We start from the raw sequence: 25,947 nt of genomic DNA, 5'->3' as shown, positions 1-25,947 counted from the left end.
CTGCAGCAAGACATAACGCAACGAACAAGGAGACAACGTCATGAAGCCAGCAATGAAGACCGCCGCCAAGTGCATAAGCCGGGCGGTGAGTGTGGGTGCACTCGTCGCCGCGGCGAGCGCCGCGCATGCGCAGACCGTCACGATCGCCATGTTGAACAATCCGGACATGATCGAGCTGAAGAAGCTCTCGCCGGCCTTCGAAAAGGCCAATCCGGGTATCAAGCTGAACTGGGTGATTCTCGAAGAAAACGTGCTGCGCCAGCGCGCGACCACCGACATCACGACCAACAGCGGCCAGTTCGACGTGATGATGATCGGCACCTACGAGGCGCCGCAATGGGGCAAGCGCGGCTGGATCGTGCCGATGACGAACCTGCCTGCCAGCTACGATCTCGACGACGTGGTAAAGACCGCGCGCGACGGCCTCTCGTACAACGGCACGCTCTACGCGCTGCCGTTCTACGTCGAAAGCTCGATGACGTATTACCGCAAGGACCTGTTCGACAAGAAGGGCCTCAAGATGCCCGAGCAGCCGACCTATGACCAGATCAGGGACTTCGCCGACAAGCTCACCGACAAGTCCGCCGGCACCTACGGCATCTGCCTGCGCGGCAAGGCCGGCTGGGGCGAGAACATGGCGTACGTGACGACGGTCGCGAACACCTTCGGCGGCCGCTGGTTCGACGAAAAGTGGCAGGCGCAGCTCACCTCGCCCGAGTGGAAGAAGGCGGTGAACTTCTACGTGGACATGCTGAAGAAGGACGGCCCTCCGGGAGCCAGCTCGAACGGCTTCAACGAAAACCTCACGCTGATGTCCTCGGGCAAGTGCGCGATGTGGATCGACGCCACGGTGGCCGCGGGCATTCTCTACAACAAGCAGCAGTCGCAGGTGGCCGACAAGATCGGCTTCGCGGCCGCGCCGACCGAAGTCACGCCCAACGGCGCGCACTGGCTGTGGTCGTGGGCGCTCGCGGTGCCGAAGTCGTCGAAGTCGCAGGACGCCGCGAAGAAGTTCATCGAATGGGCCACGTCGAAGGAGTATGTCCAGATGGTCGCGCAGGACGAGGGCTGGGCTTCGGTGCCGTCGGGTACGCGGATTTCGACCTATCAGAATCCCGAGTACAAGAAGGCCGCACCGTTCTCCGACTTCGTGCTGAAGGCGATCCAGACCGCCGATCCGAACCATCCGACCGCGAAGCCGGTGCCGTACACGGGTATCCAGTTCGTCGGGATTCCTGAGTTCCAGTCGTTCGGTACCGTCGTGGGCCAGAGCATTGCGGGCGCCGTGGCGGGGCAGATGAGCGTCGATCAGGCGCTTGCCGCCGGCAACGCCGCGGCCAATCGCGCCGTGGCGCAAGCCGGGTATCAGAAGTAGCCGCGAGAAGTCAGGCTGCGCCGTTCAGGCAGCCAGTGTAGTAGCGCGAGCGCGCGCCGGGCCACCCGGCGTGGCGCGCACGCTCGCGACAGCCGATGCCGCGCCGTGCCCCGCACAGGCGCGCAACCGAGAAGGGTGGTCCTCATGCGTCATCTCCATCTCCCCATGCCTATATTCAATCGAGCGCGCACGCCACAGAAACCGCAGCAGGTCGAATCGCGCCGCTCGGCCTCACGCTGGCTCGTGTCGCCGTCCGTGGCAGTGCTGCTGCTGTGGATGACGATCCCGCTCGCGATGACGATCTGGTATTCGTTCACGCGATACAACCTGCTCAACCCCGATCTCAAGGGGTTCGCGGGCTTCGACAACTACAGGTTCCTCGCTACCGACCCCTCGTTCGTGCCGTCGATCGTGCACACCATCGAGTTGATCGTGGCGGTGCTCGTTATCACCGTGGTCGGCGGCGTGCTGATGGCGGTGCTGTTCGACCGCAAGTTCATCGGTCAGGGCGTGGCGCGCCTGTTCGCGATCGCGCCGTTCTTCGTGATGCCCACGGTGAGCGCGCTGATCTGGAAGAACATGATCCTGCATCCGGTGTACGGACTCGTGGCCATCGCGATGCGCTCGATGGGCATGACGCCGATCGACTGGTTCGCCGTTTATCCCCTCACCGCGGTCATCATGATCGTGGCGTGGCAGTGGCTGCCGTTCGCGTTCCTCATTCTCTTCACGGCGATCCAGTCGCTCGACCAGGAGCAGAAGGAAGCCGCGAAGATCGACGGCGCGGGCCCGATCGCCTTGTTCTTCTATATCACGCTGCCGCACCTGCGGCGCGCGATTGCCGTTGTCGTGATGATGGAAACCATCTTCCTGCTCTCGATCTTCGCCGAGATCTACACGACCACGGGCGGCGGTCCCGGCAACGCGACCACCAACCTCACTTACCTGATCTACTCGATGGGCCTGCAGCAGTTCGACGTGGGCATCGCTTCGGCTGGCGGCATTCTCGCTGTCGTCCTCGCGAACATCGTGTCGTTCTTCCTCGTGCGCATGCTCGCGCGCAACCTCAAAGGGGAGTACGAAAAATGAGCCAGATTACCGCTACGCCCGCGCAATCGCCCGACGCGGTCAACCATTCGTCGCCGCTGCAGTTCATCGCGCGCGTGCTGCCGGGGCTCCTGGCCTGGCTGATCGCGCTCGCGCTGTTCTTCCCGATCTTCTGGATGACGATCACGGCGTTCAAGACCGAGCAGCAGGCCTATATCCCGACGATCTTCTTCGTGCCGACGCTCGACAGCTTCAGAGAGGTGTTCGCGCGCAGCAACTACTTCGCGTTCGCGTGGAATTCCGTGCTGATCTCGGCCGGCGTGACGATCGTCTGCCTCCTCCTCGCCGTGCCCGCAGCCTACGCGATGGCGTTCTTCCCGAACAAGCGCACGCAGGGAATCCTGTTGTGGATGCTCTCCACGAAGATGATGCCTTCGGTGGGCGTGCTCGTGCCGATCTATCTGCTGTGGAAGAACTCGGGGCTGCTCGACACCGTGAGCGGACTCGTGATCGTCTACACGCTCATCAATCTGCCGATTGCCGTGTGGATGGCGTACACGTACTTCAACGAGATTCCCAAGGACATTCTCGAAGCCGGGCGCATGGACGGCGCGGCCACCTGGCAGGAAATCGTCTATCTGCTCATGCCGATGGCCGTGCCGGGGCTCGCTTCCACCGCGCTGCTGCTGATCATTCTTTCGTGGAACGAAGCGTTCTGGAGCATCAACCTCTCCAGTTCGAACGCCGCGCCGCTGACGGTGTTCATCGCGTCGTACTCGAGTCCCGAGGGGCTGTTCTGGGCGAAGCTCTCCGCGGCGTCGCTGCTCGCGGTCGCGCCGGTGCTGATCGTCGGCTGGCTTTCGCAGAAGCAACTGGTGCGCGGCCTTACCTTCGGGGCAGTCAAGTAATGGCGAATGCGATGTCCATTCAAGCCCTCATCTGCGATTGCGACGGCGTGCTGATCGACAGCGAAGCCGTGGCGGCCCGCGTGCTGGTGCGCGAACTCGAAGCGCGCTGGCCCGGCGTCGACGCGGCGCCCGTCGTCTTGCCGCTGCTCGGCCAGCGTATCGAGCGCGTGCTGGGCGGTGCGGGCGAAGCGCTCGGGCGCAGCCTCACCGCCGCCGACGTCGATGCGATCCGCGTGGTCGCAGAAGCGCAAGCGCGTGAGGCACCGCTTTTCCCGGGTGTCGTGGCGGCGCTGGAGGCGGTGGCGCTTACCAAGGCCTGCGCGAGCAACAGCTACACGGCGGTGGTGCGCGAGGTGCTGGCGCGCAACGGACTCGACCGATTCTTTGGCGCGCGTGTGTACTGCGCGGATCTCGTCGCCCGGCCGAAGCCCGCGCCCGACGTCTATCTCGCGGCGGCGCAGGGCATGGACGTCGCGCCCGCCGCGTGCCTCGTGGTCGAGGACAGCGTGACGGGCGTGAGTGCGGCGTGCGCCGCCGGCATGACGGTGCTCGGCTTCGTGGGCGGCACGCACGTGGGCGGCGACGCGCATGCGCACGAGTTGCGCGAAGCGGGTGCAATCGAAATCTTCGACGACATGACGACGCTGCCCGCGCGGGTGGCGTACTGGATGAACCAGGTGCAAACGCGTTCGAACTGAACCGGCTTAGGCAGATTTAGACAGCAACGGAGACACATCATGGCAAGCGTGATCCTCAGAGACGTACTGAAGCGTTACGACGACAACGAAGTGCTGCGCGACGTGAACCTCGACATCGGCGACGGCGAATTCGTCGTGTTCGTGGGCCCGAGCGGCTGCGGCAAGACCACGCTCATGCGCATGATCGCGGGGCTGGAGGACATCAGCGGCGGCGACCTGTTGATCGACGGCACGCGCATGAACGACGTCCCGCCGGCCAAGCGCGGCATTGCGATGGTGTTCCAGTCGTATGCGCTGTATCCGCACATGACGCTCTACGACAACATGGCGTTCGGCCTGAAGCTCGCGGGCGCGAAGAAGCCCGAAATCGACGCGGCCGTGAAGAACGCCGCGAAGATCCTGCACATCGACCATCTGCTCGAGCGCAAGCCCAAGCAGCTTTCGGGCGGCCAGCGCCAGCGCGTGGCGATCGGGCGCGCGATCACGCGCAAGCCGAAGGTGTTCCTGTTCGACGAACCGCTCTCGAACCTCGACGCCGCGCTGCGCGTGAAGATGCGCCTCGAATTTGCGCGCCTGCACGACGAACTCAAGACGACGATGATCTACGTGACGCACGATCAGGTCGAAGCGATGACGCTCGCCGACAAGATCGTCGTACTCTCGGCGGGCAATGTCGAACAGGTCGGCAGTCCGAACCGCCTGTATCACGCACCGGCCAATCGCTTCGTGGCGGGCTTCATCGGCTCGCCGAAGATGAATTTCCTCGACGGCACGGTGCAGCAGGTCGGCAGCGACGGCATCGTCGTGCGCTACGAGACGGGCGAGACGCAGAAGGTGGCCGTCGAGCCGGGCAAGGCTCGCGAGGGCGACAAGGTGACGGTGGGCATCCGCCCCGAGCATCTGCACATCATGACGGGCGCGGAAGGCGTGAGCGCGAAGGCGATGACGGTCGAGTCGCTCGGCGACGCCGCCTACCTTTACGCCGAATGCGCGGTTGCGCCCGATGGCCTGATCGCGCGCATTGCGCCGCTGGAGCGGCACGAGCGCGGCGAGGCGTTCAGGGTGGGCTCGACGCCCGACCATTGCCATCTCTTCGACGCGAACGGCCAGGCGTTCGAGCGTCGCTTCGCGCAGCAACTCGCTGCGTGAATTCACTGGCTTGCCGGACGCACCGCCTCGAAGGAGGGTGAGGCGGTGTCTTGTGTGGCGAGGTACCTGAGGTTGCCTTTATTAGCCCGCTTCGTGCGGGCTTTTTTTCACCGTGGGCGTTGGGCGTGGCGACGACGTCAGCGTTCGATCGCGGCGCGCGCGCACAGCTCGTCGGTGACGAGCCCGGAGAGCCAGCCGCCGTTGAGCGCCGCGATCACCGCCTCACGCTTGCGCGCGCCGCCGGCGAAGCCGATGGTCGGGCGGCGTGGCGGCGAATCGAGGTACACGCTCGTCACGCGGCGGCCCGTGGGCGAATCGACGCGCTTGCCCGCCGCGTCGATCGGCAGGCCGAGCATTTCGGCCACGGCGCCCTGGCCCATCAGCTCGCGCACTTCGTCGGAGGTGATGAAGCCGTCCTCATGCAGCGGGCAATGTTCGCCGATATTGCCGATCCCCACGAACGCGACATCGGCCTCGCCCGAAAGCGATTCGACGATGCGATAGAGCCGGTGATTGCACCATTGCGCGCGCTCGGCCTCGCTATCCGCGATGAGCGGTGCGGGCAGCAGAAAGTGCTTGCCACCCGTCTTCTCGGAGATATGCAGCGCGACGTCGTAACGGTTCGACGAACCGTCCTGGGCGATCGCGCCCACCATCGACACCAGCCGGTGCTGAGGCCGCTCCAGCTGTGCGATCTGATCGACCGCGGCCTTGAGCGTACGGCCGCTGCTCACGGCCACCACCATCGGCCGCTCTTCAGTCAGGTAGCGCTCCATCACCTGCGCACCCGCGACCGCGAGCTTGCGGTCGATTTCCTCGGGCGTGTCGTTGTCCACGGGCACCACTTCGCAAACCGAAAGGCCGTAGCGCTTCGAAAGCGCGTCGGCGAGCGCGAGGCAGTCGGCGAGACGATGATCGACGCGCACGCGAATGAGGTTCTTTTCGACCGCGAACGCGACGAGGCGCTGCGCGACCGGGCGCGACACCTGCAGCTTCTCGGCGATTTCGTTCTGGGTGTTGCCGGCCACGTAGTAGAGCCAGGCAGCGCGGGTCGCGAGATCGAGTTTTTCGGTGGACTTGGGCACGGTGACGGTCGGAGCGGGAATCGAGGCCGAAGTTTAGTTGACGGACGCTATTGCACGACTTACGCGAGGCGCTCGCGCGAGGGCTCGAAGAGCGGGCGCACGTGGCGGTACAGCGCACGGTAGGCGCTGAGCCGCTCGCGCAGCGCCGCGTGGCGCGCGGCATCCGGCGTGTACTCGGCCACCACGGGCGGCTTGGTCAGCACCTCGCGCGCGCTGCCGCCCGCCGCGAGCCAGCCAAGGCGCGCCGCGCCGAGCGCCGCGCCCGTCTCGCCGCCGCCGTGCTGGCGCGTGGGCGTATTGAATGCGTCCGCAACCAGCTGCGCCCAGTAGCCGCTGCGCGCGCCGCCGCCCAGCATCGACAGCGCGCCCACTTCGGTACCGGCCGCCGCGAGCGCGTCGAGACCGTCGGTGAGCGCGAGCGTCACGCCCTCGAGTACGGCGTAGCCGAGCAGCGCGCGATCGGTCGCGTGCGTCATGCCGAAGAACACACCCTGCGCATACGGGTCGTTGTGCGGCGTGCGCTCGCCCGAGAGATACGGCAGGAAGAGCGGGGCTTCGGCGACGGCTTGCGTGTTGAGCTGTTCGACTTCGGCGAGCAGCGTGGGCTCGTTGGTGCCCGTGAGCTTGCAGACCCAGCGCAGGCAGCTCGCCGCCGAAAGCACGACGCTCATCTGGTGCCAGCGGTCGGGAATCGCGTGGCAGAACGCATGCACGGCCGAAGCGGGATTGGGCCGGAAGCGGTCGCCCACCACGCACAGCACGCCCGAGGTGCCGAGCGAGACGAAGCCGTCGCCGGGCTGCGTGGCGCCGATGCCGATGGCGCTCGTCGCGTTGTCGCCGCCGCCTGCTGCGACCACGACGTCCTCGCGCAGGCCGAATTCGCGCGCGAGCGCGGGCAGGAGCGTGCCGGAGGGCGCGCTGCCTTCGGCGAGCGCGGGCATTTGCGCGCGCGTCATGTTGCAGGCGTCCAGCAGCGCGTCGGACCAGTCGCGTTTGGCCACGTCGAGCCAGAGCGTGCCCGCGGCGTCCGACGGATCGGAGACCTTGCCGCCGGTGAGTTGCAGGCGTAGATAGTCCTTCGGCAGCAGCACACAGGCCGTTGCACGGAAGATCTGCGGCTCGTGGCGCGCGACCCACAGCAGCTTGGGCGCGGTGAAGCCCGGCATGGCGAGATTGCCCGCAATGCGATGCAACTGCGGTGCGCGCGCGGTCAGCTCGGCGCATTCGTCCACCGCGCGCATGTCGTTCCAGAGGATCGCGGGGCGCAGTACGTTGTCGTGCGCGTCGAGCAGCACGGCGCCGTGCATCTGCCCGGAAAGGCCGATGCCGCGCACCTGCGCGAATGCGTGCGGATGCGCCTCGCGCAGCGCGGCGAGCGCGCGGCGCGTGCCGTCCCACCAGTCGGCCGGATTCTGCTCGGACCAGCGCGGGTGGGGCCGCGAGACGGCGAAGGGCGTGCCGGCAGTGCCGACCACGCGGCCGTCGGGCGCGAGCAGCAGGACTTTCACTTCGGAGGTGCCGAGGTCGATGCCGAGATACATAGGCGCGCTGAAGTCGTGAAGAGAGTTGCGCTACTTTAGCCGCGCGCCGGGCGCGACGCCATGCGCGCCGACCCGCAGGGCGCGCGTGGCGCGGGTGGGATGGAGGACGCCGCGGGATGGCTTCAAACGCTGCAGCCGCGCGAGGCGAGCCACTGGTCGACGCGCGTGAGCGCGCCGCGTACCGCGCCGCCCAGGGTCGGATTGCCCGCGAGGCCGCCCCACAGCAGCTTGTCGCCGAGAAAGGCCGAGACGGGGTCGCCGCTGTCGAACATGCGGTGCACGGCGGCTTCGTCCATCACGCCGTCCTGGTAGCGGTAGGGTAGCGTGCCCTTGTGCCAGCGTTCCAGAAAGCGCAGAAAGAGCGCGGGCAGCATGGCCGTGGCGGCGGGCGTCGCGCCCGCGGCGATGCGTTGCGCGAGCGTGGGCGCGATGAAGCCGGGAATCTTCGAGTAGCCGTCGGCGGCCACGCGCTGGTTCGTGTCCTGGATGTACGGATTGCTGAAGCGTTCGAGCACGACGTCGCGATACTTCGCGAGATCGAGCGGGCTGGGCGTGAGGCAGGCAATCACGTCCTCGCTCACGTACTCGCGCGCGAAGGTGCGGATGTCGGCATCGTGGGTGCCTTCGTGGATGAAGTCTAGCCCGACGAGCGTGCCCGCCCACGCAATGCAGCTGTGCGTGGCGTTGAGGATGCGGATCTTCGCTTCCTCGTAGGGCATCACCGATTCGACCATCTCGGCGCCTGCGCGCTCCCAGGCGGGCCGGCCCGCGCAGAAGTGATCCTCGATTACCCACTGGATGAATGCCTCGCCCATCACCGGGCAGGCGTCGTCCACGCCGGTCGCCGCTTTCACGCGCTCGCGCACGTCGGGCGTGGGGCGCGGCGTGATGCGGTCCACCATGGAGTCGGGGCACGCCGTGTTCGCGTCGAACCAGGCGCGCAGATCCATGGCGCCGCGCAGCGCGAGGAATTCGCGCATGCCCGCGTGAAATCGCTTGCCGTTGCTGCGCAGGTTGTCGCAGGTCTGCAGCGTGACGGCGCCGCCGTCGCCGGGGTTCTGTGCCATGCGCGCTTCGAGGATCGCGGCGAGCGCGCCGTAGATCGTCGTGCGGCCGCCCTTCAGGTCGGCGGCGAGGTCGGGGTTCCCGGTGTCGAGGCGGTCGTGCTCGTCGAGGTAGTAGCCGCCTTCGGTCACCGTGAACGCGATGATCTTGCAGTTCGAGTCGGCGCCTGCGTCGATCAGGCTTGCGAGATCGGCGGACCACGGCAGCACGCGCGTGATCGAGCGGATCGTCTCGTACGCGCGCTCGCCCTGCGGGGTGACCGTTTCGAGCGTGTAGGCGCCGTTCTGCGCGGCCAGCGCGTCCATCACGGCGTTCATGTCGGAGCGGATGTTGCCGACGGTGAGCGACCATGCGGCCTCGTCGGGCTTGCGCGTGAGGTTCACGCGATGCAGGTACCACGCCTGATGCGCCCGGTGAAACGACCCGGCGCCGATGTGCAGGATCACGTTCGCATTGCTGCGTTCGGTGTTCATTCGCTGTCTCCTTACTCAAAGCGGCCGATCGGCTCAAGCCTGAGCAATTGCTCTAGTGTTGAACGAATGATCGTATCCGGCCGATCGAAAGTCAAGCGGACGAGGGTGGATTTCGGTGGCGCGCTGCGGCGGGCGATGGCGCGCGTGCCGCGCACGGATGGGCGTCGCCTGCGGGCTGAGCGGGGATGTTGTGGCGCACAAGGGGTCCGGCGGGGAGGAGCCAGCGACGGAAAGAGGCCGCGGCTTCAGCCGCCGATCTGCGCGACCGCCGCGACGGCCTGTGCGCCCGCATCCTGCGCGCAGCAATCCACGACGATGCGCTCCGGCATGGCGCGCAGCCACGTGAGCTGGCGCTTGCAGAGCTGGCGGGTGGCGAATACGCCTTTGTCGCGCATGGTGTCGTAATCGACCTCGCCATCGAGGTACTCCCATACCTGGCGATAACCCACGCAGCGCATGGAGGGCAGGTCGGGGTTCAGGTCGCCGCGCGCGCGCAGCGCCTTCACCTCGTCGATGAGGCCGCCCGCGAGCATCGCGTCGAAGCGCGCTTCGATGCGCGCATGCAGCACGCTGCGATCGGACGGCTCGAGCGCGACTGGCACGAAGCGGTAGCGCGCGGCTTCATCCTCGCGCGTGGAGGGCGTAGCGAGCAGCACCGACATCGGCTGCCCGCTCAGCATGAAGATTTCGAGCGCCCGCTGGATGCGCTGCGAGTCGTTCGGGGCGAGGCGTGCGGCCGTGGCCGGGTCGACTTGCGCGAGGCGGGCATGCATGGCGGGCCAGCCATCGCGCGCGGCTTCGGCGTCGAGCTGCGCGCGCACGGCCGGATCGGCCGAGGGCAGGTCGTTCAGGCCTTGCGTGAGCGCCTTGTAGTAGAGCATCGTCCCGCCCACTAGCAGCGGCACGTTCCCGCGTGCGACGATCTCGCCCGTCACGCGCAGTGCGTCGGCGCGAAAGTCGGCGGCGCTATAGGCATCCAGCGGATCGACGATGTCGATCAGATGATGCGCGGCCGCCGCCCGCTCCGCGGCGGTCGGCTTCGCCGTGCCGATATCCATCTCGCGATACACGAGCGCCGAATCGACGCTCACGATCTCTACGGTGCGCCCGCGCGCCGCCGACTGCGCGGCATAGGCGAGCGCGGCTGCCGTCTTGCCGGAGGCCGTGGGGCCGAGCAGACACGCGACGGGCAGCGCTGCGTCTGCTTGTTTCGCGGGCTGCGTCATTGACCGCGCATGAAGAGCCGATCGAGATCGGCGAGCGTGAGCTGGTACCAGGTCGGCCGGCCGTGGTTGCACTGGTCGGCGCGCTCGGTGGCTTCCATCTGGCGCAGGAGCGCGTTCATTTCGTCGAGCGTGAGACGCCGGTTCGCGCGCACCGCGTGGTGGCAGGCGAGCGTGCCGAGCATCTCGTGCTGGCGCTCGGTGAGCACGCGCGAGCCGCCGTACGCGTGCAGGTCGGCCAGGACGGCGCGCGCGAGCGCCTGGAGATCGGCGTCCTTGAGAAGCGCGGGCACCGCGCGGATCGCGATCGAGGTGGGCGAGAGCACGGCGAGATCGAAGCCCAGCGCTTCGAGCGTGGCCTTTTCTTCCTCGACAGTGCCGGATTCGACGGGATCGGCCGTCATCGAGATCGGGATCAGCAAAGGCTGCACGGCGAGCGAGCGTTCGGCGAGGGCCTGCTTGAACTGCTCGTACAGGATGCGCTCGTGCGCGGCGTGCATGTCGACGATCACGAGGCCGCGCGCGTTCTGCGCGAGCACGTAGATGCCGTGGACCTGGCCGAGCGCGAAGCCGAGCGGATGGTCCTCGCCGGCTTCGAAGGCGGCGTGCGGGGCACTGGCGGCGAACGCGCCGGCTGCGCCGTCTTGCGCCTGCGGCACCGTCGAGCCTTGCGACGTGCCGGCGCCGACATCTTTGCGGCCGAACAAGGCGTCATAAAGCGCGAGCGGCTGCGCGACAGGCAGGCTGCCCTGCGTCATGCGCGACTGGCGCAGCCAGGTGTTGCCGCTGCCCGCGCTTGCACCGCCGCCGCCTGTCTGGCCGAAACCCGGCGCGCGCGAGAGCGCGCCACCCGCGCCGCCGCCGAAGCTGCTCGCCACGCTCGCGGTGCCGAACTTGCTGTCGGCGCCGAAGCCGCCTGCCGCGCCGCCCACCGCGCCGGGCGGTATGCCGGGGCGCGCGGAGCCGGCCGCGCCCGAAGCCAGCCCGACCGAGGCGCCCAGCACCCCGGCGCCAGGCAGTGCCCGCGGCTCGATGAGCGCGGCGGCATGCCCGCCCGAGGTGGTCTCGGGCGAGGCGCCCGCGTGGCGCGCGAGTGCGCGCTGCACGGCATGGAACACGAACTGGTGAATCGAGCGCGAATCGCGGAAACGCACTTCGATCTTCGAGGGATGCACGTTCACGTCGACGGCTTCGGGCGGCAGGTCGAGGAACAACACGTACGATGGATAGCGCTCGCCGTGCAGCACGTCTTCGTAAGCCGAGCGCACCGCGTGCGTGAGCAGCTTGTCGCGCACGAATCGGCCGTTCACGAAGAAATATTGCTGGTCGGCGCGGTTGCGGCTCGCCGTGGGCAGGCCCGCACAACCGTACACGGCGAGCGGCCCGGCGCGCTCGTCGAGCGGCAGATGCGCCGTGGCGAACACTTCGCCGAGGATCTTCGAGACGCGCGTGGCCGGATCGCTCGCGTTCCAGTGCTCGACCGCGCGGCCGTTGTGCAGCACCGAGATCGCGACGTCCGGGCGCGCGAGCGCGCTGCGGCGGATCATCTCGAGGCAATGGCCCAGTTCGGTCTGCTCGCTCTTCAGAAACTTGCGGCGCGCGGGCGTGTTGAAGTACAGCTCGCGCACTTCGATGGTCGTGCCCTGGCCGCCCGCAGCCGGCGAGACCGCGCCGGTGTGCCCCTCGATCTTGACGGCGTGCGGCGCGTCGGCGCTGCGGCTCGTGATCGACATCTCGGCCACCGAGGCGATCGACGCCAGCGCTTCGCCCCGGAACCCGAGCGTCGCGACGCTCTCCAGTTCGGCGAGCGAGCGGATCTTGCTCGTGGCGTGGCGCATGAGCGCGAGCGGGAGTTCGGCTTCGGGAATGCCGCAGCCGTCGTCGGCGATGGAGATGCGCTTGACGCCGCCCTCGTCGAGCAGGATGCGCAGCGTGCTGGCGCCTGCATCGAGTGCGTTTTCGAGCAGTTCCTTGACGACCGAGGCGGGCCGCTCGACCACTTCACCCGCCGCGATCTGGCTGATGAGCTGGTCGGGCAGCGCCTGAATCGCGCGCGCGGGCTGTGCGGCGCCGGCCGTCCTTGCAATGTCCGCGGCGTCGGCGGAGTCCGGCACGGCGCCGGTGGGTTCGGAATTCGAAGACATGCGCGCAATTATAGCGAGTCGGCGCGGCGCGGCCCGATGTGCAACTGCGCCCCTAAAACCGCCATCTAGCGGCGCTTTGTGCGCCAATTCACCGAAATTGGCGGGATTTTTTTCGTGACGGCCTGGCACTTTCGGTATCATGGCGCGGTCAATCTGGCTTCTCGCGCAACGCTGGGCGAACGCGTTTTTTCAGGCGCACGGCCCACGATCAATAAGGGACACTTTTGGATACGCTTCTGCAGTTCGTCAATCTTGTCTTGCACATCGACAAGTTTCTCGGTGTCTTCATCCAGCAATACGGCGGCTGGGTCTACGCGGTGCTGTTCCTGATCGTGTTCTGCGAAACCGGCCTCGTGGTGCTGCCGTTCCTGCCCGGCGACTCGCTGCTCTTCATCGGCGGCGCGTTTGCCGCTACGCATGAAATGAATCTCGGCCTGCTGATCGTCCTGCTGCTCGTCGCGGCGGTCCTCGGCAATACAGTGAACTTTCTGATTGGGCGCGCCATCGGGCCGAAGGTGTTCAATACGCACATTCCCGTGCTCGAACGCTTCCTCGACCGCGCCGCGCTGCAGAAAACGCACGAATTCTACGAGCGCCATGGCGGCAAGACCATCGTGCTCGCGCGCTTCATTCCTGTCGTGCGCACGTTTGCACCGTTCGTGGCGGGCGTCTCGCAAATGCCGATGCGGCGCTTTCAGTTCTTCACGGTCACGGGCGCGCTGTTCTGGGTGTTGCTGCTCGTGCTGCTCGGCTACTTCTTCGGCAACATTCCGTTCATTCGCCAGTACCTCAACGTGATCGTGCTCGTCGGCATCGGCGCGGCGATCGTGCCGGTCGTGATCGGCGGCGTGTGGAAGATGCTGCGCAGGAACTCGCGCGGCGGCGCCGTGCGCAAGCCCAACGGCGGTTGAGCGTCCGGCGCCTTCAGGGCGCGACCCAATGAGAAACGGCATCGCCTGCGAAGGCGATGCCGTTTTGTTATGGCGGGCGCGTCGAACGCGGCGCGCTAGGTGCCCACGCGGCGAATGATCGAGGGCGTTTCGGGTGTCGGGTAGCCGGCCTCCTTGAAGGTCTCGACAATCGCGCGGTTGGTGTCGAAGTACACCTGCCAGTAGGTGTCGTTGCTGGTGTAGGGCCGCACGGCCAGCAGCGGGCCTTCCGGCGTGAACGAGAGAATCTCGACGTCGGGCGGCGGCTCCTGCGAAACGTTCGGAATTTTCGCGATGGCGCCGCGCAGGCGGCTGGCGGCATCGACGGGATCGACGCCGTTGGCGATCTTCGCGGTCAGCTCCACGCGGCGCACGGCCGTTGCGCTGTAGTTCGAGATGGTGTCCGAGAAGATCTTGTTGTTGCCGACGATGTTGACCACGTTGTCCGGCGAGATGAGGGTCGTGCCGAAGATGCCGAGTTCCTTCACGGTGCCCGTCACGCCCCCGGCCGTCACGAAGTCGCCCACCTTGAACGGGCGCAGCACCTGCATGAACACGCCCGCCGCGAAATGCGCGAGCAGGCCGCCCCACGCCGTACCGATGGCGAGGCCGAGACCGGCGAGGAGCGCCGCGAACGAGGTGGTCTGCACGCCGAACACCTGCAGGATCGCGAGGACCAGCAGCAGGTTCAACACGGCGGCGAGGATCGAACTGAGGTAGTGCGCGAGCGTGGGGTCGACGCGCTCGTTGCGCGCGAGCACCTTGCGCAGCACCCCGGCGACAAGGTTGATGGCCCAGCGCCCGATGATCCACAGGACGATCGCCGCCACGACCTTGGTCCCGAAGTCGATGCCCCGGGTCATGATGAATACGCGGATGGTTTCGAGATCCAAAATGCCCTCGCTTGTGTCGTTGGTTGAGTCTGGAAGACGTGCAATTGACATCGGCAGGAGCATGACGGGCGTCGTGGTTCGCGCCGTCTGCCCCTTGGCGCATTTATAGGCGAAGCGGCGAAAGCGTGCATCCAGCGTGCCCGGCGGTCTGAGGGTTGACCCTGCGCGCGGCGAGCGCGGCGAGCGTTCGAGTGATGCGGCATGCGTGGCCGATCGGCTGTATTGTTGCGCGATCGATCCCGACACGAACCGGCACTAGACAGGAGGCCTGCCATGAACCTTCCGAACACCGATCTCCATCTCATCACCGTGAAGCTCGACGAGCTGCGCCCCACGCAGATCACGGTGGGCTTTCGGGAGGTGAACGCCAAGCGCGCGCACTGGCAGGCGCTCGACGAGAAAGGGCGCGCGGCGGCGATCGACTCGCACTGGTTTCCCGCCGTGCTCGGACCGAAGTCGCGCTACTACGTGGTCGATCATCACCACCTCGGCCGCGCGTGGCTCGAAGAATCGGTGGAGAGCGTGCGGGTGACCGTGCTCAAGGATCTCTCGTGGCTCGAGCCCGTCATCTTCTGGCGCATGATGGAGCACAACCAGTGGGTGCATCCGTTCGATGCGGCAGGCGAGCGCTGCGAATTCGAGCAGTTGCCGAGGCAGCTTCTCGGTCTTGCGGACGACCCGTATCGCAGCCTCGCGGGCGAGCTGCGCACGTCGGGAGGTTACGCGAAGGACACGACGCCGTTCAGCGAATTCCTGTGGGCCGACTATCTGCGTCGTAAGGTATCCGAAACGCGCCTGCGCAAGGACTTCGACGCGGCGCTCGCCGATGCGCTATCGCATGCGCACGATCCCGATGCGCGTTATCTGCCGGGCTGGTCGGGCGTGGTGCCTGCCACGCCGGCAGGCGCGCCCGCGGCGGGGCCGGACAAGGCGGGCAAGCCCGCCAAGGTCAAAAAGGGCTGAAGCGGGCGGAGCGCCTGACACATCGGCGGCGCGCGATTCAGGCGTGCGCGGGTTGTGTGCGTACAACGCGCACGCGCATCGCTCATGCGTCAGCTCAGCGGGCGTCGGGCAGCGGCGCCTGCGGCGGCGTGCCTTGCGTGAGGTAGTGGCAGAGCCACTCGCTGGCGGGGCCGCGCGCCGCATCGGTGCGATGGATCAGCGAGATGTTGTAGCTGACCGAGCGCCGGTCCGCGAGCGCGACGCGCACGAGCCGCCCGGCTTCGAGATCGGCTTCCACGAGGTGCCTCGGCATCGATCCCCAACCGAGGCCCGCGAGCAGCAGCCGGTGCTTGGCGCCGAGGTCGCCGAGCTTCCACGCGCGATTGCTGTATACGCCGAAGTTCTGGCCTTCGGTGAGGCGGCTGCGGTCGGTGAGTACCAGTTGCGTGTGCTCGCGTGCATCCGAAATGCGCACGGGATGCGGCGCCTTGGCGAGCGGATGGCAGGGGGCGGCCACGAGCACGAGTTCCACGGTGCCGATCGACTGGGCCTCGATCACGTGCGGCCAGTTGTGGTTCGGCCCGCTGATACCCACCGCGCAGTCGCCGTCGAGCACGAGCTTGAGCACGCCGCCAAGCGCTTCCATGGTGAGATTCAGGGCGACGGTGGGAAACGTGAACGCGAATGCCTGCAGGGCCTCGACGAGGCGCTGCGACGGAAACATCACGTCCACGGCCAGCGAAACTTCGCCCTCGAGCCCCCTCTGCAGGCCGGCCGCCTTGGCGTTAAGCTGACCCATGAGCAGATCGAGGCGGCGCGCGTCGGCGAGGATCGCGCGGCCCGCGGCCGTGAGTTCCGGCTTGCGCTTGCCGCGCTCGAACAGCGCGACGCCCAGCAGCGCCTCGAGATTGGCGATCGTATAGCTGACCACCGACTGCGCGCGGTCGAGCTGGCGCGCCGCCGCCGAGAAGCTGCCGGTTTCGGCGACGGCGATCAGCGCGCGCAACTGCTCGAGGCTAGGGGAGCGGTCTGAGGTGCGGTCCACGAGAAACGGTCCTTTTCGATCTATCGAAAAAGTGGATGATAACGATCCATTCTAGACGATTGTTTGAATAGGTTTGGCCGGGTAAAGTGCACACCTCGAATATTGGAGTCGTATGCCGATGAACGCTACCGTCAAGCCCGCCGGCCGCTATAACGGCGTTGCCATGCTGCTGCACTGGCTGATCGCCGCGCTGATCGTCTGGGGCTTTGCGCTCGGCTGGGTCATGACCGACATTCCCGGCATCACGCCCACCAAACTGCGCTACTTCTCGTGGCACAAGTGGATTGGCGTGACCGTGCTCGCGCTCGTGCTCGTGCGCATTCTGTGGCGCGTCACGCACACCGCACCCGCGCTGCCTGGCTCCATGCATGGCTGGGAGCGGCTTGCGGCGCACCTGGGCCACACCGCGCTTTACGTGCTGATGGTCGCGATTCCGGTGACGGGCTACCTCTATAGCTCGGCGGCCGGCATTCAGGTCGTGTACCTCGGCATCTGGCCGCTGCCCGTGCTGATCGGCCCCGACACCGCGCTCAAGGGCGTGCTGCGCCTCGTGCATATCTCGCTGAACTACGCGTTGCTCGCCGTGGTCGTGCTGCACGTCCTCGCCGTCATCAAGCACCAGTTGATCGACCGCCAGAACATCCTCGCGCGCATGCTGCCGTTCGGCACGCCACGTGACTGACTTCGCGGCGCGCATGCGCCGTATTCATTTCCCGATGTATTCCACCTTGGACCGACTGCCCATGATCCAGCGTCTTGCCCATACCGCTTCCGTCGTCGCGCTCGGCGCGGCGCTTGCCGCCGGCGCGGCTTTTGCCACGACTTTCGCCACGAACGCCAACGCCGCGGCCGAAGCGGCGAAGAACTCCGTGAGCGCCGTGTTCAAGCAAATGAACGTGCCGGTCGAAGGCCGCTTCAACCACTTCACCGCCGACGTTCGCTTCGATCCGGCGAACGTCGCGGCATCGAGCGCGAAGCTCGACGTGGAGGTGGCGAGCTTCGACCTCGGCGCGCCGGAATACAACAAGGAAGTCGCCGGCGACGAGTGGTTCGACGCCTCGCATTTCCCGCACGCGACCTTCGTCTCCACGCAGATCAGGCCCGGCGCGAACGGCGCGTTCACGGTGGCCGGCAAGCTGACGATCAAGGGCAAGACGACGGACGTCGTCTTGCCGGTGCAGTACCGCAAGGACGGCGCCAACCAGGTGTTCGACGGCACGCTGCCCATCAAGCGCCTCGCGTACGGCATCGGCTCGGGCGAGTGGAAGGACACCTCCATCGTCGCCGACGACGTGCAGATCAAGTTTCACATCGTGTCCGCCGCGCACTGACGCGCGGACGGCATCGTTTTTTCACCCCGTTTCTTTCGCACCAGGAATCGATTCATGAAGACCACGATTTTCGCCGCGGCCGTTGCCGCCTCGCTCGCAGCCTTCGTCGCCACGCCCGCGCTCGCAGCCGCGACGACCTATAACCTCGACCCGATGCACACGTATCCGAGCTTCGAAGCCGATCACTTCGGCGGCGTATCGGTGTGGCGCGGCAAGTTCACGAAGAGTTCGGGCACGGTCACGCTCGATCGCGCGGCGAAGACGGGCACGGTGGACGTGACGATCGACGCATCGTCGATCGATACCGGCAACGCGAAGCTCGACCAGCACGTGAGCTCGGCTGAATTCCTCGACACCGCAAAGTACCCGACGGCCACCTACAAGGGCACGTCAATCCGCTTCGACGGCGACAAGCCCGTGGAAGTGATCGGCACGTTCACGCTGCATGGCGTGACGAAGCCGCTGAACCTGAAGATCGACTCGTTCAAGTGTTTCCAGAACCCGATGCTCAAGCGTGAAGTGTGCGGCGCGGACGCATCGGCGCAATTCGACCGCGCGGACTACGGCGTGAACTGGGGCCAGTCGTATGGCTTCAAGACGGCAACGACGCTGCAGATCCAGGTGGAAGGCATCAAGGCGGACTGAGTTTGCACGCGGCATCGGCCGCGCGTCGCTCGATGCGAAGCCCGCGCGCTGTCAGGCGTGCGGGCTTTTTGTTTCTGGCAGCGATAAGGATGACGAAGTATCGTCAGTGAATTGGCGACGTTGCGTGCGTGCCGCGCGGCGAAAGCGCGACATCGACGACGTGCGAATGCCAGATACCGCAGGTGGCCTTCACGGGAACCCAGGCGTACTTGCCGCGGACTTTGGCGAAGGCATGCAGGTGAATCAACGTGTCGATGGACGGGACGGGCGTGAGCGCGTTGCTTGAGGCGGGTGCGGGCGTGGCATCGGCGGGAGCGGGCTGCTCGATCTTCGCCGAGAGCGCGCGCCGGTCGGGCACGAGCAGCGAATCGTAGCGCCGGGCCTTGTGCACCCACTGGTCGAGCGCGGCAACGCAATTGACGACCGCGTCCGGCACGCGAATGCGGCGCAGGTATGCGTAGTCTTCGGGTTGCGGCTGGATCTGCGCCTGAACGCGCAGACTGAGCCAGAAAAGCGCGAGCAGGGCGCAGGCAAGGGTCGTGAGCTTCATGATGACGTGGCCTGTGCAGCGGGGATGGGACGGCGGGGGAGGACGCAGTATACATGCTGGGCGCAGGCTCGCGTGTCGTACGCTGCAAAGCAAAAAGCCCAGTCCGAAGACTGGGCTTTTCCAATTCTTTGGTAGGCCGTACGGGATTCGAACCTGTGACCAACGGATTAAAAGTCCGCTGCTCTACCAGCTGAGCTAACGACCCAAAAGAGAAGCGGGATTATAGCGGCGAGCGGCCAATACGTCAACCTTTGCCGCCATAGAACCGATGGAAGGGCCCGGAGCACGCCGTGCCCCGGGCCTTCCCTGTACGCGAGAGGCGCATTTTGCGGCGCCGGCGATACACCGGCGCACGTCACGCCAAAACCAGCCAGCAGCGCTTATTTGAGCTGTGAAAGCTTGCTCTGCGCCGTCTGGGCGACATCCGAATTGCCGTACTGCGAAACGACCTGCTCGAGCGTGCGTTTGGCCGCAGCCTTTTGCCCCTGCTCGATCTGATTGTTCGCAATGGCCAGCAGCGCCTCGGGGGCGCGCGGATGCTGCGGATATTTGTTGACGACGTTCTGCCACGTCGCGGTCGATCCCTTGTAGTCCTTAAGCGCATAGAGCGCGTTGCCGAGCCAGTACTGCGCGGTCGGCTGGTAAGGACTCTGCGGGAACTTCGCGATGAAGCTGCGGAACGATGCAGCCGCGTTCCTGAAGTCGCCGTTGCGGAACTGCTGCGAAGCGGCGTTGAACGCGTCCATCTCACCCGGCTGCACCGTGCCTTGCACGCCGTCTACCGTCTCCTGTTGCGGCTCGAACTTCTTGAGTCGCGTGTCGAGATCCGTGTAGTAGTCCTTCTGTTGCTTCTGCAGGGTCGCCAACTGGTTCGCCATGTCCTCGTTCTGTCCGCGCAACGTCGCGACCTGCTGGTTGAGCTGGTCGAGACGGTTGGACTGATCGAGGATCGTGCGTTGAGCGGCGGACAGCTGGCCGGACAGGCTGTCCGTTTTCGTGCGCAGGTCGAGAATCGCCTGGCGCGCCTGATCGTCATCGAAGATACCGGCGTGGGCCGGCAGCGCCGCAAAGGCGACGCCAGCCACGCAGGCGGCTGCGGCTGCGCGCAGCGGGGAGAAACGGTGCGACATACGCCCCTTCATCCAATGCTCAATTACTGTTGATACACGAGGTCAGCACGGCGGTTCTGCGCCCACGATGCTTCGTCGTGGCCCGTTGCGACCGGCTTTTCCTTACCGAGGCTCACCGCTTCCATTTGCGAATCGGGCACGCCCATCAGCGAGAGGGCGCGACGGACCGCTTCAGCACGCTTTTGACCCAGCGCCAGGTTGTATTCGCTCGTGCCGCGCTCGTCGGTGTTGCCCTGGATCAGGACGTGACGTTCCGGGTGCGTCTTGAGGTACTGCGCGTGAGCTTGCAGCAGCGACTGGTAGTCGTCCTTGACGGCGTAGCTGTCGAAATCGAAGTACACGCTGCGCTTGGCGAGCGGGCTGTTCGGGTTGTTCAGCTCATCGACGTTCACCTGGGCGACCGCGTTCGGGTTCGGCTGGGTGTTCATCGCACCGGCGTTCGGGTTCGTTTCCTTGACACCCGACTTACACGCTGCCAGTGCACCGATCATCAAAACGGCCAAGGCCAGGCGTACTTTCTTCGACATCATTTTTGCTCTCCTGAAGTGTTATTGCATAAAAGGACCCCAGGACGGCTCGCGTACGCTGCCGCCCTGAACGGACAGGATTTGCCGTGTACGACCGTCGGTCGATACAGCGGCCAGCACGCCACGGCCGTTCACCTGTGTGGCGTAAAGAATGTACTGACCGTTCGCCGCGAAGCTGGGCGATTCGTCATGTGTCGTGTCAGTGAGCGCCGTGGCGACGCCGGATTGCAGATCCTGAATGTACAGCTTAAATCCGCCGCCCGTACGTGAGATGTACGCCAGTTGCTTGCCGTCCGGGCTGACCTTCGGGCTCGTATTGTAGTTGCCGGTGAACGTCACACGCTGTGCCGCTCCGGCGCTTTCGCCCTGGGCCGGCATCTTGTAGATCTGAGGCTGGCCGCCGCGGTCGCTCGTGAAATAAATCCAGCGTCCGTCAGGAGAGTAGTTGGGTTCGGTGTCGATCGTCGTGCCTTGCGTGAGGCGGTGCAGGCCGGAGCCGTCGGCATTGACGGCGAAGATCTGCGTGTTGCCCGTGCGCGACAGTGCTACCGCGAGCGTGCGCCCGTCGGGAGACCAGGCCGGCGCCGAATTGTTGCCCTTCTGGTCCGAAATGATCACGCGGCGACCCGTCGGCAGGTCATGCACGTAGACGATCGGCTTCTTCTTCTCGAAAGATACGTAAGCGACCTTGGTGCCGTCGGGCGACCAGGCCGGCGAGATGATCGGCTCGGGACTCGACAGCGCGATATGCGCGTCTTGTCCATCGGAGTCCGAAACCTGCAACTGGAAGCGGCTGCCCGTCTTGATCACGTACGACAGACGGGTGGCGAACACGCCCCGATCGCCGAGCAGCTTCTGATAGATGTAGTCCGCAACCTTGTGCGCGCTCATGCGCAGACCGCTTGCCGGGCTCGTGAGCACGAGGCCGCCGAGGCTTTCGCCCTTCACGGTGTCGTAGAGCTTGAAGCGCACTTCGTATTGGCCGTTGGCGAGCTTGTTCACGCTGCCCGCCACGAACGCGTTGGCGCCCCTGGCTTTCCAGCTGCCGAGGTCGACGGAGTCGTTTTCCGAGATCGGCGCGCTGCCGGCGTCGATATTGGTGAATTTCCCGCTGCGTTGCAGGTCGGCGCGCACGATAGCCGCGACCTGCTCGGGCGAATTCGCTTCACCGGCAAAGTTAGCCGTGGCGATGGGGAACTGGGTGGAGCCCACGCCGGTGACGAGGACGTTGAGTTGTGCGTTCGCCGCGCCGCCCGCCGTGATCAGGCAGGACGCGACGAGGGTTCGCAGGCCAAGCTTCGTCATCAATGTCATGCTGTGATATTTCCCGAAAAAAGCAATTGTGTCATAACGCGCAACAGCAGACTGACCCGAAAACGTTCGAATCGTTCCTTTTTAGCCACTGTTGCGCGCGGGCTTTCCTCAACCTTTCTGCGCCTTGCGCTCGCCATCAGCCTGCCGGGCGCAAGGTGATCTTGAAGCTCGAAGGCGTCTTGCCGTCGGTATCGACCGGCATCGGATCCGAGCGCTGGACTGCCCGCAACGCGGCGTCGTCCCACGACGAGTTGCCGCTGCTGCGCGTGATCGTCGCCGAAAGCAGCGTGCCGGTCGGCGAGCAACGCACCGCGATCTCCGTCTCGAGACCCGACGTTTCGCCCGACCACACGATATTCGGACGCACACGGCGGCGCACCTTGTCCGCATAGCCCGGCGACGTCGCGTTGCCGCCCGAGCCGCTGCCCGTGCCGCTCTTCGCAAGACCGTTGCCGCTCGTGCCTTCGCCGCCGCCCATCGCGCCTTGCATCTGCGCAATGCGGGCGCGGCGTTCCGCGTCGAGCTTCTTCGCCTGGGCGTCAGCCTGGGCCTTCGCCTTGGCGGCCTTCTCGGCGTCGGCCTTCTTCTGCGCGTCGAGCTTCGCCTGCTTTTGCTGCTCTTCTTCCTGCTGCTGCTTCTTGAGCGCGTCCTGCTGCTGTTGCTGCTGCTTTTGCTTCTCTGCCGCGGCTTGCTGCTGTTGCTGCTGCTTGAGCTTTTCCGCCTTCTGCTGAGCCGCGAGCTGCGCAGCCTGCTGGGCCGCGAGCTGTTGCTGGCGCTTCGCTTCGGCTTCCTGCTGGGCTTTCAGACGCTGCTGCTCGGCCAGTTGTGCCTCGCGCTGCGCTTCCTGCTGCTTACGCTTTTGCTGTTGCAGCGCGATGTCGGCCTCCTCGGTTTGCGGCGGCGGCGGGGCAGGGGCGACCGGCGCGGGCGGCGGCAGCGGCTTCGGTGTCGACAGGTCCGGCACCTCGGTCCACAGTTCCGCCTCTTCACCCGCCGGCGTGCTGTTCTGCCAGTGGATGCCGTGATAGAGGAACAGCCCGAGCAGCACGTGCATGAGCACCGCGAGGGCGATAGCACGTCCCGTGCCACGCTCTCGCGGAGGCTGCAGCGGATACGAATCGTTCTTGCGGATCATTGCGATTTGACGAGCAGTCCGACACGCTTGACGCCGTGCGACTTCAGGTCGGACATCACGTTCATCACCGTCTCGTATTTGACGGACTTGTCGGCGGCGATCACGACGGGCTGGTCGGGATGGCTCTGCTCGCGATCGGCGACGAAGCCGTTGAGATCGGCGCGCGTCATGGTTTGCTGCTGCGTGGCGCCGGAGTCATCCTTATAGCGTACGCTCAGATTGCCGTCGGGGCGAATATTGACGACGACGGGCGGCACCTGCTGCTGCTGCGACGCGCCGCCGACGGTCGGCAGATTGACAATGGACGGCGCCACGAGCGGCGCGGTCACCATGAAGATCACGAGCAGCACCAGCATCACGTCGATGTACGGCACGACGTTGATGTCGGCCATCGCACGGCGCGAGCGGCTGCCTCGCATGCTCGAACGGACTGAGCCTCCCATCTTCGACTCCTGGCTTCCTGAAGATTAGTGGGCCTGACGCTGCAGGATATTCGAAAACTCTTCGATGAAGGTTTCGAAGCGGATCGCCAGACGGTCGATGTCGTGCGCGTAGCTGTTGTACGCGACCACCGCCGGAATGGCGGCGAACAGACCGATCGCCGTCGCCGTCAGCGCCTCGGCGATGCCGGGCGCGACGTTCGCGAGCGTGGCCTGTTGCACGTTCGCGAGACCTCGGAACGCGTTCATGATCCCCCAGACCGTGCCGAAAAGGCCAATGTACGGACTCACCGAGCCGACCGAAGCGAGGAACGAGAGATTCGCCTCGAGCGCGTCCATTTCGCGCTGGAAGGCAGCGCGCATCGCGCGGCGGGCGCCGTCGAGCACGAGGCTCGGATCGTTCAGGCGCTTCTCTTTCGCCTTCAGGAATTCGCGCATGCCCGACTCGAAGATACGCTCGAGCGCGCCGATCGTGTGACGATTGTTGGCTGCGCTCTGGTAGAGCGCCTGCAGGTCGCCGCCTGACCAGAAGTCGCGTTCGAAGCGCTCTGTCTGGGACCGCGCCCGGCGGATCGCAAACCACTTGCGGAAGATGAAAGTCCAGGAAATCAGCGACATGAGCAGAAGAAGCCCCATCACCGCCTGTGCCAGTATGCTCGCATTAAGAACGAGAGAAATGATCGACAGATCTTGTGTAGTGTTCATATAGGTTCGTTGTGACGTCCCGAAAGGGGCGAGCGGCTGCAAGACAACGCAAAACTTCCCGTAGGCGGTTGGGAAGCTCTCGCGCCGTCGCGGCCGAACCCTGCTTGGTCCTGCATTGACCGGCGCGAGTTCACTGGCGTCGTATCAACGGTAATTACTGCACTGCCGTTGACACGGCGTACAGATCTTTCTGGGGTCCACGCTGCAAGGCTTCGTGAACGGGGGCCGGAATGGGTGCGGGCCGCATGGCCGTGCTGTCGACGCAGGCGACACGAATGGTGCCCATGGCGAGCAGCGTGTTTTCGCGCCACGCTTCCTGCATGAAGTCGACCGAGGCGCGGCCCAGCTTCTCGACGCGGCTCACGGTGGTGACGACGTCGTCGAGGCGCGCGGGCGCCCGGTAGTCGAGCGCGGTGCTGCGCACGACGAAGCGCACGCCCGCTACCTCGGCGAGCCGATGCTGATCGACGCCGCAGGCGCGCAGCCATTCGGTGCGCGCGCGCTCGAAGAACTTCAGGTAATTCGCGTAAAACACGATGCCGCCGGCGTCGGTGTCCTCGTAGTAGACGCGCACCGGCCACGTAAAGCCGCGCCCGGCCGGTGACGACGCCGCGTCCGGCTTGCTGGTGGAATTTTCCATGCCGCGCATTCTACCGGAACGCGAGGCCCCTACGTCTTTCGTACGACTGACGCAAGTATTAAATTTGTAAGGTAATTTTAGCCGCGGTGGATACTGGTGCCGGCAAACGTCTGGGCAACCGGCATCAGTTCGATCGTGTTGATGTTGACGTGCGCGGGGCGCGTGGCGATCCAGTAGATCGAATCGGCAATGTCCTCGGCCGTGAGCGGCTGTACGTCCTTGTAAACGCCGGCCGCCCTGGTGTCGTCGCCGCGAAAGCGCACGTTCGAGAATTCGGTGCCGCCGCACAGGCCCGGCTCGATGTCGGTCACGCGCAGTGCCGTGCCCGCGAGATCGGCGCGCAGGTTCAGGCTGAACTGGCGCACGAACGCCTTGGTCGCGCCGTAGACATTGCCGCCCGCATACGGCCAGCGGCCCGCCACCGAGCCGAGATTGAAAATGTGGCCGCGCTTGCGCTCGACCATGCCGGGTAAAAACGCGTGAGTCACCTGCACGAGGCCCGTGCAGTTGGTGTCGATCATGGTTTCCCACTCGTCGAGGTCGGCCTTCTGTGCCGGCTCGACGCCGAGCGCGAGGCCGGCGTTGTTGACCAGCACATCGACGCCGGCGAACGCGGGCGGCAGCGCGCCGGGCGCGGCTTCGACCGCGGCGCGGTCGCGCACGTCGAGTTCGACGGGCAGGAGTGCGTCGCCCAGTTCGGCGGCGAGGGCGTCCAGGCGGTCCTTGCGGCGGGCGGTGGCGACGACGCGATGTCCGCCCTTCACGAAGGCCCGGGCGATGGCGGCGCCGAATCCCGCGGACGCGCCGGTGACGAAAACGATCATGGTGGGTCTCTGGTCGGTAGAAGGCGAGAAAAGCGGAGAGCCTACTTGCAATGCCGCATTGCGGCAAGAAAGGGACAGTACGCGCGCGGCCCGCATGGCCGGGGCCGCCGCCCGCCGCGCCGCAGGCCGCGTGGCGCCCGGGCGCACCGGGGGCGGCCGGTTGCCTATTCCCTGCCGTTCCAATACACT

At 66.0% G+C, this 25,947-nt stretch carries 25 protein-coding genes, 1 tRNA gene and 1 pseudogene; 10 read left to right on the top strand and 17 right to left on the bottom strand.

Annotated features, from left to right (window positions below; all coding sequences use genetic code 11):
• Positions 1 to 40 precede the first annotated feature (40 nt).
• From BHE01S_RS17920 to BHE01S_RS17900, 5 genes are all read left to right on the top strand, one after another.
• On the top strand, positions 41 to 1,375 hold the full coding sequence (locus BHE01S_RS17920; protein WP_042266251.1) for an ABC transporter substrate-binding protein: 1,335 nt from the start codon (positions 41 to 43) through the stop codon (positions 1,373 to 1,375).
• Between the two features lie 144 nt (positions 1,376 to 1,519).
• Positions 1,520 to 2,464, top strand: coding sequence for a carbohydrate ABC transporter permease (locus BHE01S_RS17915; RefSeq protein ID WP_042266247.1), 945 nt, complete (start codon positions 1,520 to 1,522; stop codon positions 2,462 to 2,464).
• Complete coding sequence (locus BHE01S_RS17910; RefSeq protein WP_042266246.1) at positions 2,461 to 3,330, top strand: carbohydrate ABC transporter permease; 870 nt, start codon at positions 2,461 to 2,463, stop codon at positions 3,328 to 3,330. The genes BHE01S_RS17915 and BHE01S_RS17910 overlap by 4 nt, the downstream gene beginning before the upstream one ends.
• Positions 3,331 to 3,341: 11 nt before the next feature.
• Positions 3,342 to 4,028 carry an HAD family hydrolase gene (locus BHE01S_RS17905; protein ID WP_245639771.1) on the top strand — a complete coding sequence of 229 codons (687 nt, stop codon included), beginning with the start codon at positions 3,342 to 3,344 and terminating at the stop codon, positions 4,026 to 4,028.
• Between the two features lie 39 nt (positions 4,029 to 4,067).
• Positions 4,068 to 5,177: an ABC transporter ATP-binding protein gene (locus tag BHE01S_RS17900; RefSeq protein ID WP_042266241.1), complete on the top strand. Its 1,110-nt coding sequence runs from the start codon at positions 4,068 to 4,070 to the stop codon at positions 5,175 to 5,177.
• 137 nt (positions 5,178 to 5,314) lie between these two features.
• On the opposite strand, the gene BHE01S_RS17895 is transcribed toward BHE01S_RS17900, so the two are convergent.
• From BHE01S_RS17895 to mutL, 5 genes are all read right to left on the bottom strand, one after another.
• On the bottom strand, positions 5,315 to 6,262 hold the full coding sequence (locus tag BHE01S_RS17895) for a sugar-binding transcriptional regulator (RefSeq protein WP_042266239.1): 948 nt from the start codon (positions 6,260 to 6,262) through the stop codon (positions 5,315 to 5,317).
• Between the two features lie 59 nt (positions 6,263 to 6,321).
• The gene (gene xylB / locus BHE01S_RS17890; RefSeq protein ID WP_042266236.1) at positions 6,322 to 7,803 is read right to left on the bottom strand and encodes a xylulokinase; all 1,482 of its coding nucleotides are present in this window, start codon (positions 7,801 to 7,803) and stop codon (positions 6,322 to 6,324) included.
• Positions 7,804 to 7,925: 122 nt separating this feature from the next.
• Entirely contained in the window at positions 7,926 to 9,341 is a 1,416-nt protein-coding gene (gene dalD, locus BHE01S_RS17885) for a D-arabinitol 4-dehydrogenase (protein WP_042266233.1), read from the bottom strand.
• A 245-nt stretch (positions 9,342 to 9,586) separates the two neighbouring features.
• Positions 9,587 to 10,567, bottom strand: coding sequence for a tRNA (adenosine(37)-N6)-dimethylallyltransferase MiaA (miaA, locus tag BHE01S_RS17880; protein ID WP_042266231.1), 981 nt, complete (start codon positions 10,565 to 10,567; stop codon positions 9,587 to 9,589).
• Positions 10,564 to 12,708: a DNA mismatch repair endonuclease MutL gene (gene mutL / locus BHE01S_RS17875; RefSeq protein WP_042266229.1), complete on the bottom strand. Its 2,145-nt coding sequence runs from the start codon at positions 12,706 to 12,708 to the stop codon at positions 10,564 to 10,566. The genes miaA and mutL overlap by 4 nt, the downstream gene beginning before the upstream one ends.
• 224 nt (positions 12,709 to 12,932) lie before the next feature.
• Between mutL and BHE01S_RS17870 the strand changes: the two genes are divergently transcribed.
• Positions 12,933 to 13,619, top strand: a complete 687-nt coding sequence (locus BHE01S_RS17870; RefSeq protein WP_042266228.1) for a DedA family protein — start codon at positions 12,933 to 12,935, stop codon at positions 13,617 to 13,619.
• A 95-nt stretch (positions 13,620 to 13,714) separates the two neighbouring features.
• Here the strand turns inward: BHE01S_RS17870 and BHE01S_RS17865 are convergent, their stop codons facing one another.
• On the bottom strand, positions 13,715 to 14,530 hold the full coding sequence (locus BHE01S_RS17865) for a mechanosensitive ion channel family protein (protein WP_042266422.1): 816 nt from the start codon (positions 14,528 to 14,530) through the stop codon (positions 13,715 to 13,717).
• A 273-nt stretch (positions 14,531 to 14,803) separates the two neighbouring features.
• Here BHE01S_RS17865 and BHE01S_RS17860 point away from each other — a divergent pair.
• Positions 14,804 to 15,424: pseudogene (locus BHE01S_RS17860) on the top strand (ParB-like protein); the annotation flags it as partial.
• 163 nt (positions 15,425 to 15,587) lie between these two features.
• Here BHE01S_RS17860 and BHE01S_RS17855 read toward each other — a convergent pair.
• Positions 15,588 to 16,517 carry a LysR family transcriptional regulator gene (locus BHE01S_RS17855; protein WP_042266226.1) on the bottom strand — a complete coding sequence of 310 codons (930 nt, stop codon included), beginning with the start codon at positions 16,515 to 16,517 and terminating at the stop codon, positions 15,588 to 15,590.
• A gap of 118 nt (positions 16,518 to 16,635) precedes the next feature.
• Between BHE01S_RS17855 and BHE01S_RS17850 the strand changes: the two genes are divergently transcribed.
• From BHE01S_RS17850 to BHE01S_RS17840, 3 genes are all read left to right on the top strand, one after another.
• Entirely contained in the window at positions 16,636 to 17,199 is a 564-nt protein-coding gene (locus BHE01S_RS17850) for a cytochrome b (RefSeq protein WP_042266419.1), read from the top strand.
• 61 nt (positions 17,200 to 17,260) lie between these two features.
• Positions 17,261 to 17,848 (top strand): YceI family protein, encoded by a 588-nt coding sequence (locus tag BHE01S_RS17845; protein ID WP_042266224.1) that lies wholly within the window; start codon positions 17,261 to 17,263, stop codon positions 17,846 to 17,848.
• A gap of 54 nt (positions 17,849 to 17,902) precedes the next feature.
• Positions 17,903 to 18,493, top strand: a complete 591-nt coding sequence (locus tag BHE01S_RS17840) for a YceI family protein (protein WP_042266222.1) — start codon at positions 17,903 to 17,905, stop codon at positions 18,491 to 18,493.
• Positions 18,494 to 18,596: 103 nt separating this feature from the next.
• Here the strand turns inward: BHE01S_RS17840 and BHE01S_RS17835 are convergent, their stop codons facing one another.
• The 10 genes from BHE01S_RS17835 to BHE01S_RS17790 all read right to left on the bottom strand — a co-directional run bounded on the left by BHE01S_RS17835 (position 18,597) and on the right by BHE01S_RS17790 (position 25,758).
• Positions 18,597 to 19,043: a BspC domain-containing protein gene (locus tag BHE01S_RS17835; protein WP_042266220.1), complete on the bottom strand. Its 447-nt coding sequence runs from the start codon at positions 19,041 to 19,043 to the stop codon at positions 18,597 to 18,599.
• 129 nt (positions 19,044 to 19,172) lie between these two features.
• Positions 19,173 to 19,248, bottom strand: a tRNA-Lys gene (locus tag BHE01S_RS17830).
• 175 nt (positions 19,249 to 19,423) lie between these two features.
• Positions 19,424 to 20,173, bottom strand: coding sequence for a tol-pal system protein YbgF (gene ybgF / locus BHE01S_RS17825; protein WP_042266218.1), 750 nt, complete (start codon positions 20,171 to 20,173; stop codon positions 19,424 to 19,426).
• A 23-nt stretch (positions 20,174 to 20,196) separates the two neighbouring features.
• On the bottom strand, positions 20,197 to 20,703 hold the full coding sequence (pal, locus tag BHE01S_RS17820; protein WP_042266217.1) for a peptidoglycan-associated lipoprotein Pal: 507 nt from the start codon (positions 20,701 to 20,703) through the stop codon (positions 20,197 to 20,199).
• 18 nt (positions 20,704 to 20,721) lie between these two features.
• Positions 20,722 to 22,014 carry a Tol-Pal system beta propeller repeat protein TolB gene (gene tolB, locus BHE01S_RS17815; protein WP_042266216.1) on the bottom strand — a complete coding sequence of 431 codons (1,293 nt, stop codon included), beginning with the start codon at positions 22,012 to 22,014 and terminating at the stop codon, positions 20,722 to 20,724.
• A gap of 136 nt (positions 22,015 to 22,150) precedes the next feature.
• Entirely contained in the window at positions 22,151 to 23,149 is a 999-nt protein-coding gene (tolA, locus tag BHE01S_RS17810) for a cell envelope integrity protein TolA (protein ID WP_042266214.1), read from the bottom strand.
• Positions 23,146 to 23,592: a protein TolR gene (tolR, locus tag BHE01S_RS17805; protein WP_035513412.1), complete on the bottom strand. Its 447-nt coding sequence runs from the start codon at positions 23,590 to 23,592 to the stop codon at positions 23,146 to 23,148. Before tolR ends, tolA begins: the two co-directional genes overlap by 4 nt.
• Positions 23,593 to 23,616: 24 nt before the next feature.
• On the bottom strand, positions 23,617 to 24,294 hold the full coding sequence (gene tolQ / locus BHE01S_RS17800) for a protein TolQ (protein WP_028205324.1): 678 nt from the start codon (positions 24,292 to 24,294) through the stop codon (positions 23,617 to 23,619).
• 154 nt (positions 24,295 to 24,448) lie between these two features.
• Positions 24,449 to 24,943: a tol-pal system-associated acyl-CoA thioesterase gene (ybgC, locus tag BHE01S_RS17795; protein WP_042266211.1), complete on the bottom strand. Its 495-nt coding sequence runs from the start codon at positions 24,941 to 24,943 to the stop codon at positions 24,449 to 24,451.
• Positions 24,944 to 25,011: 68 nt separating this feature from the next.
• Positions 25,012 to 25,758 carry an SDR family NAD(P)-dependent oxidoreductase gene (locus BHE01S_RS17790; protein ID WP_042266210.1) on the bottom strand — a complete coding sequence of 249 codons (747 nt, stop codon included), beginning with the start codon at positions 25,756 to 25,758 and terminating at the stop codon, positions 25,012 to 25,014.
• Between the last annotated feature and the right edge of the window lie 189 nt (positions 25,759 to 25,947).

The sequence above is a fragment of the Paraburkholderia heleia NBRC 101817 genome, assembly GCF_000739775.1.
Taxonomy (GTDB): Bacteria; Pseudomonadota; Gammaproteobacteria; order Burkholderiales; family Burkholderiaceae; genus Paraburkholderia; species Paraburkholderia heleia.
Note: the sequence above shows the minus strand (reverse complement) of the source record. Positions and strands in the feature narration are given on the sequence as shown.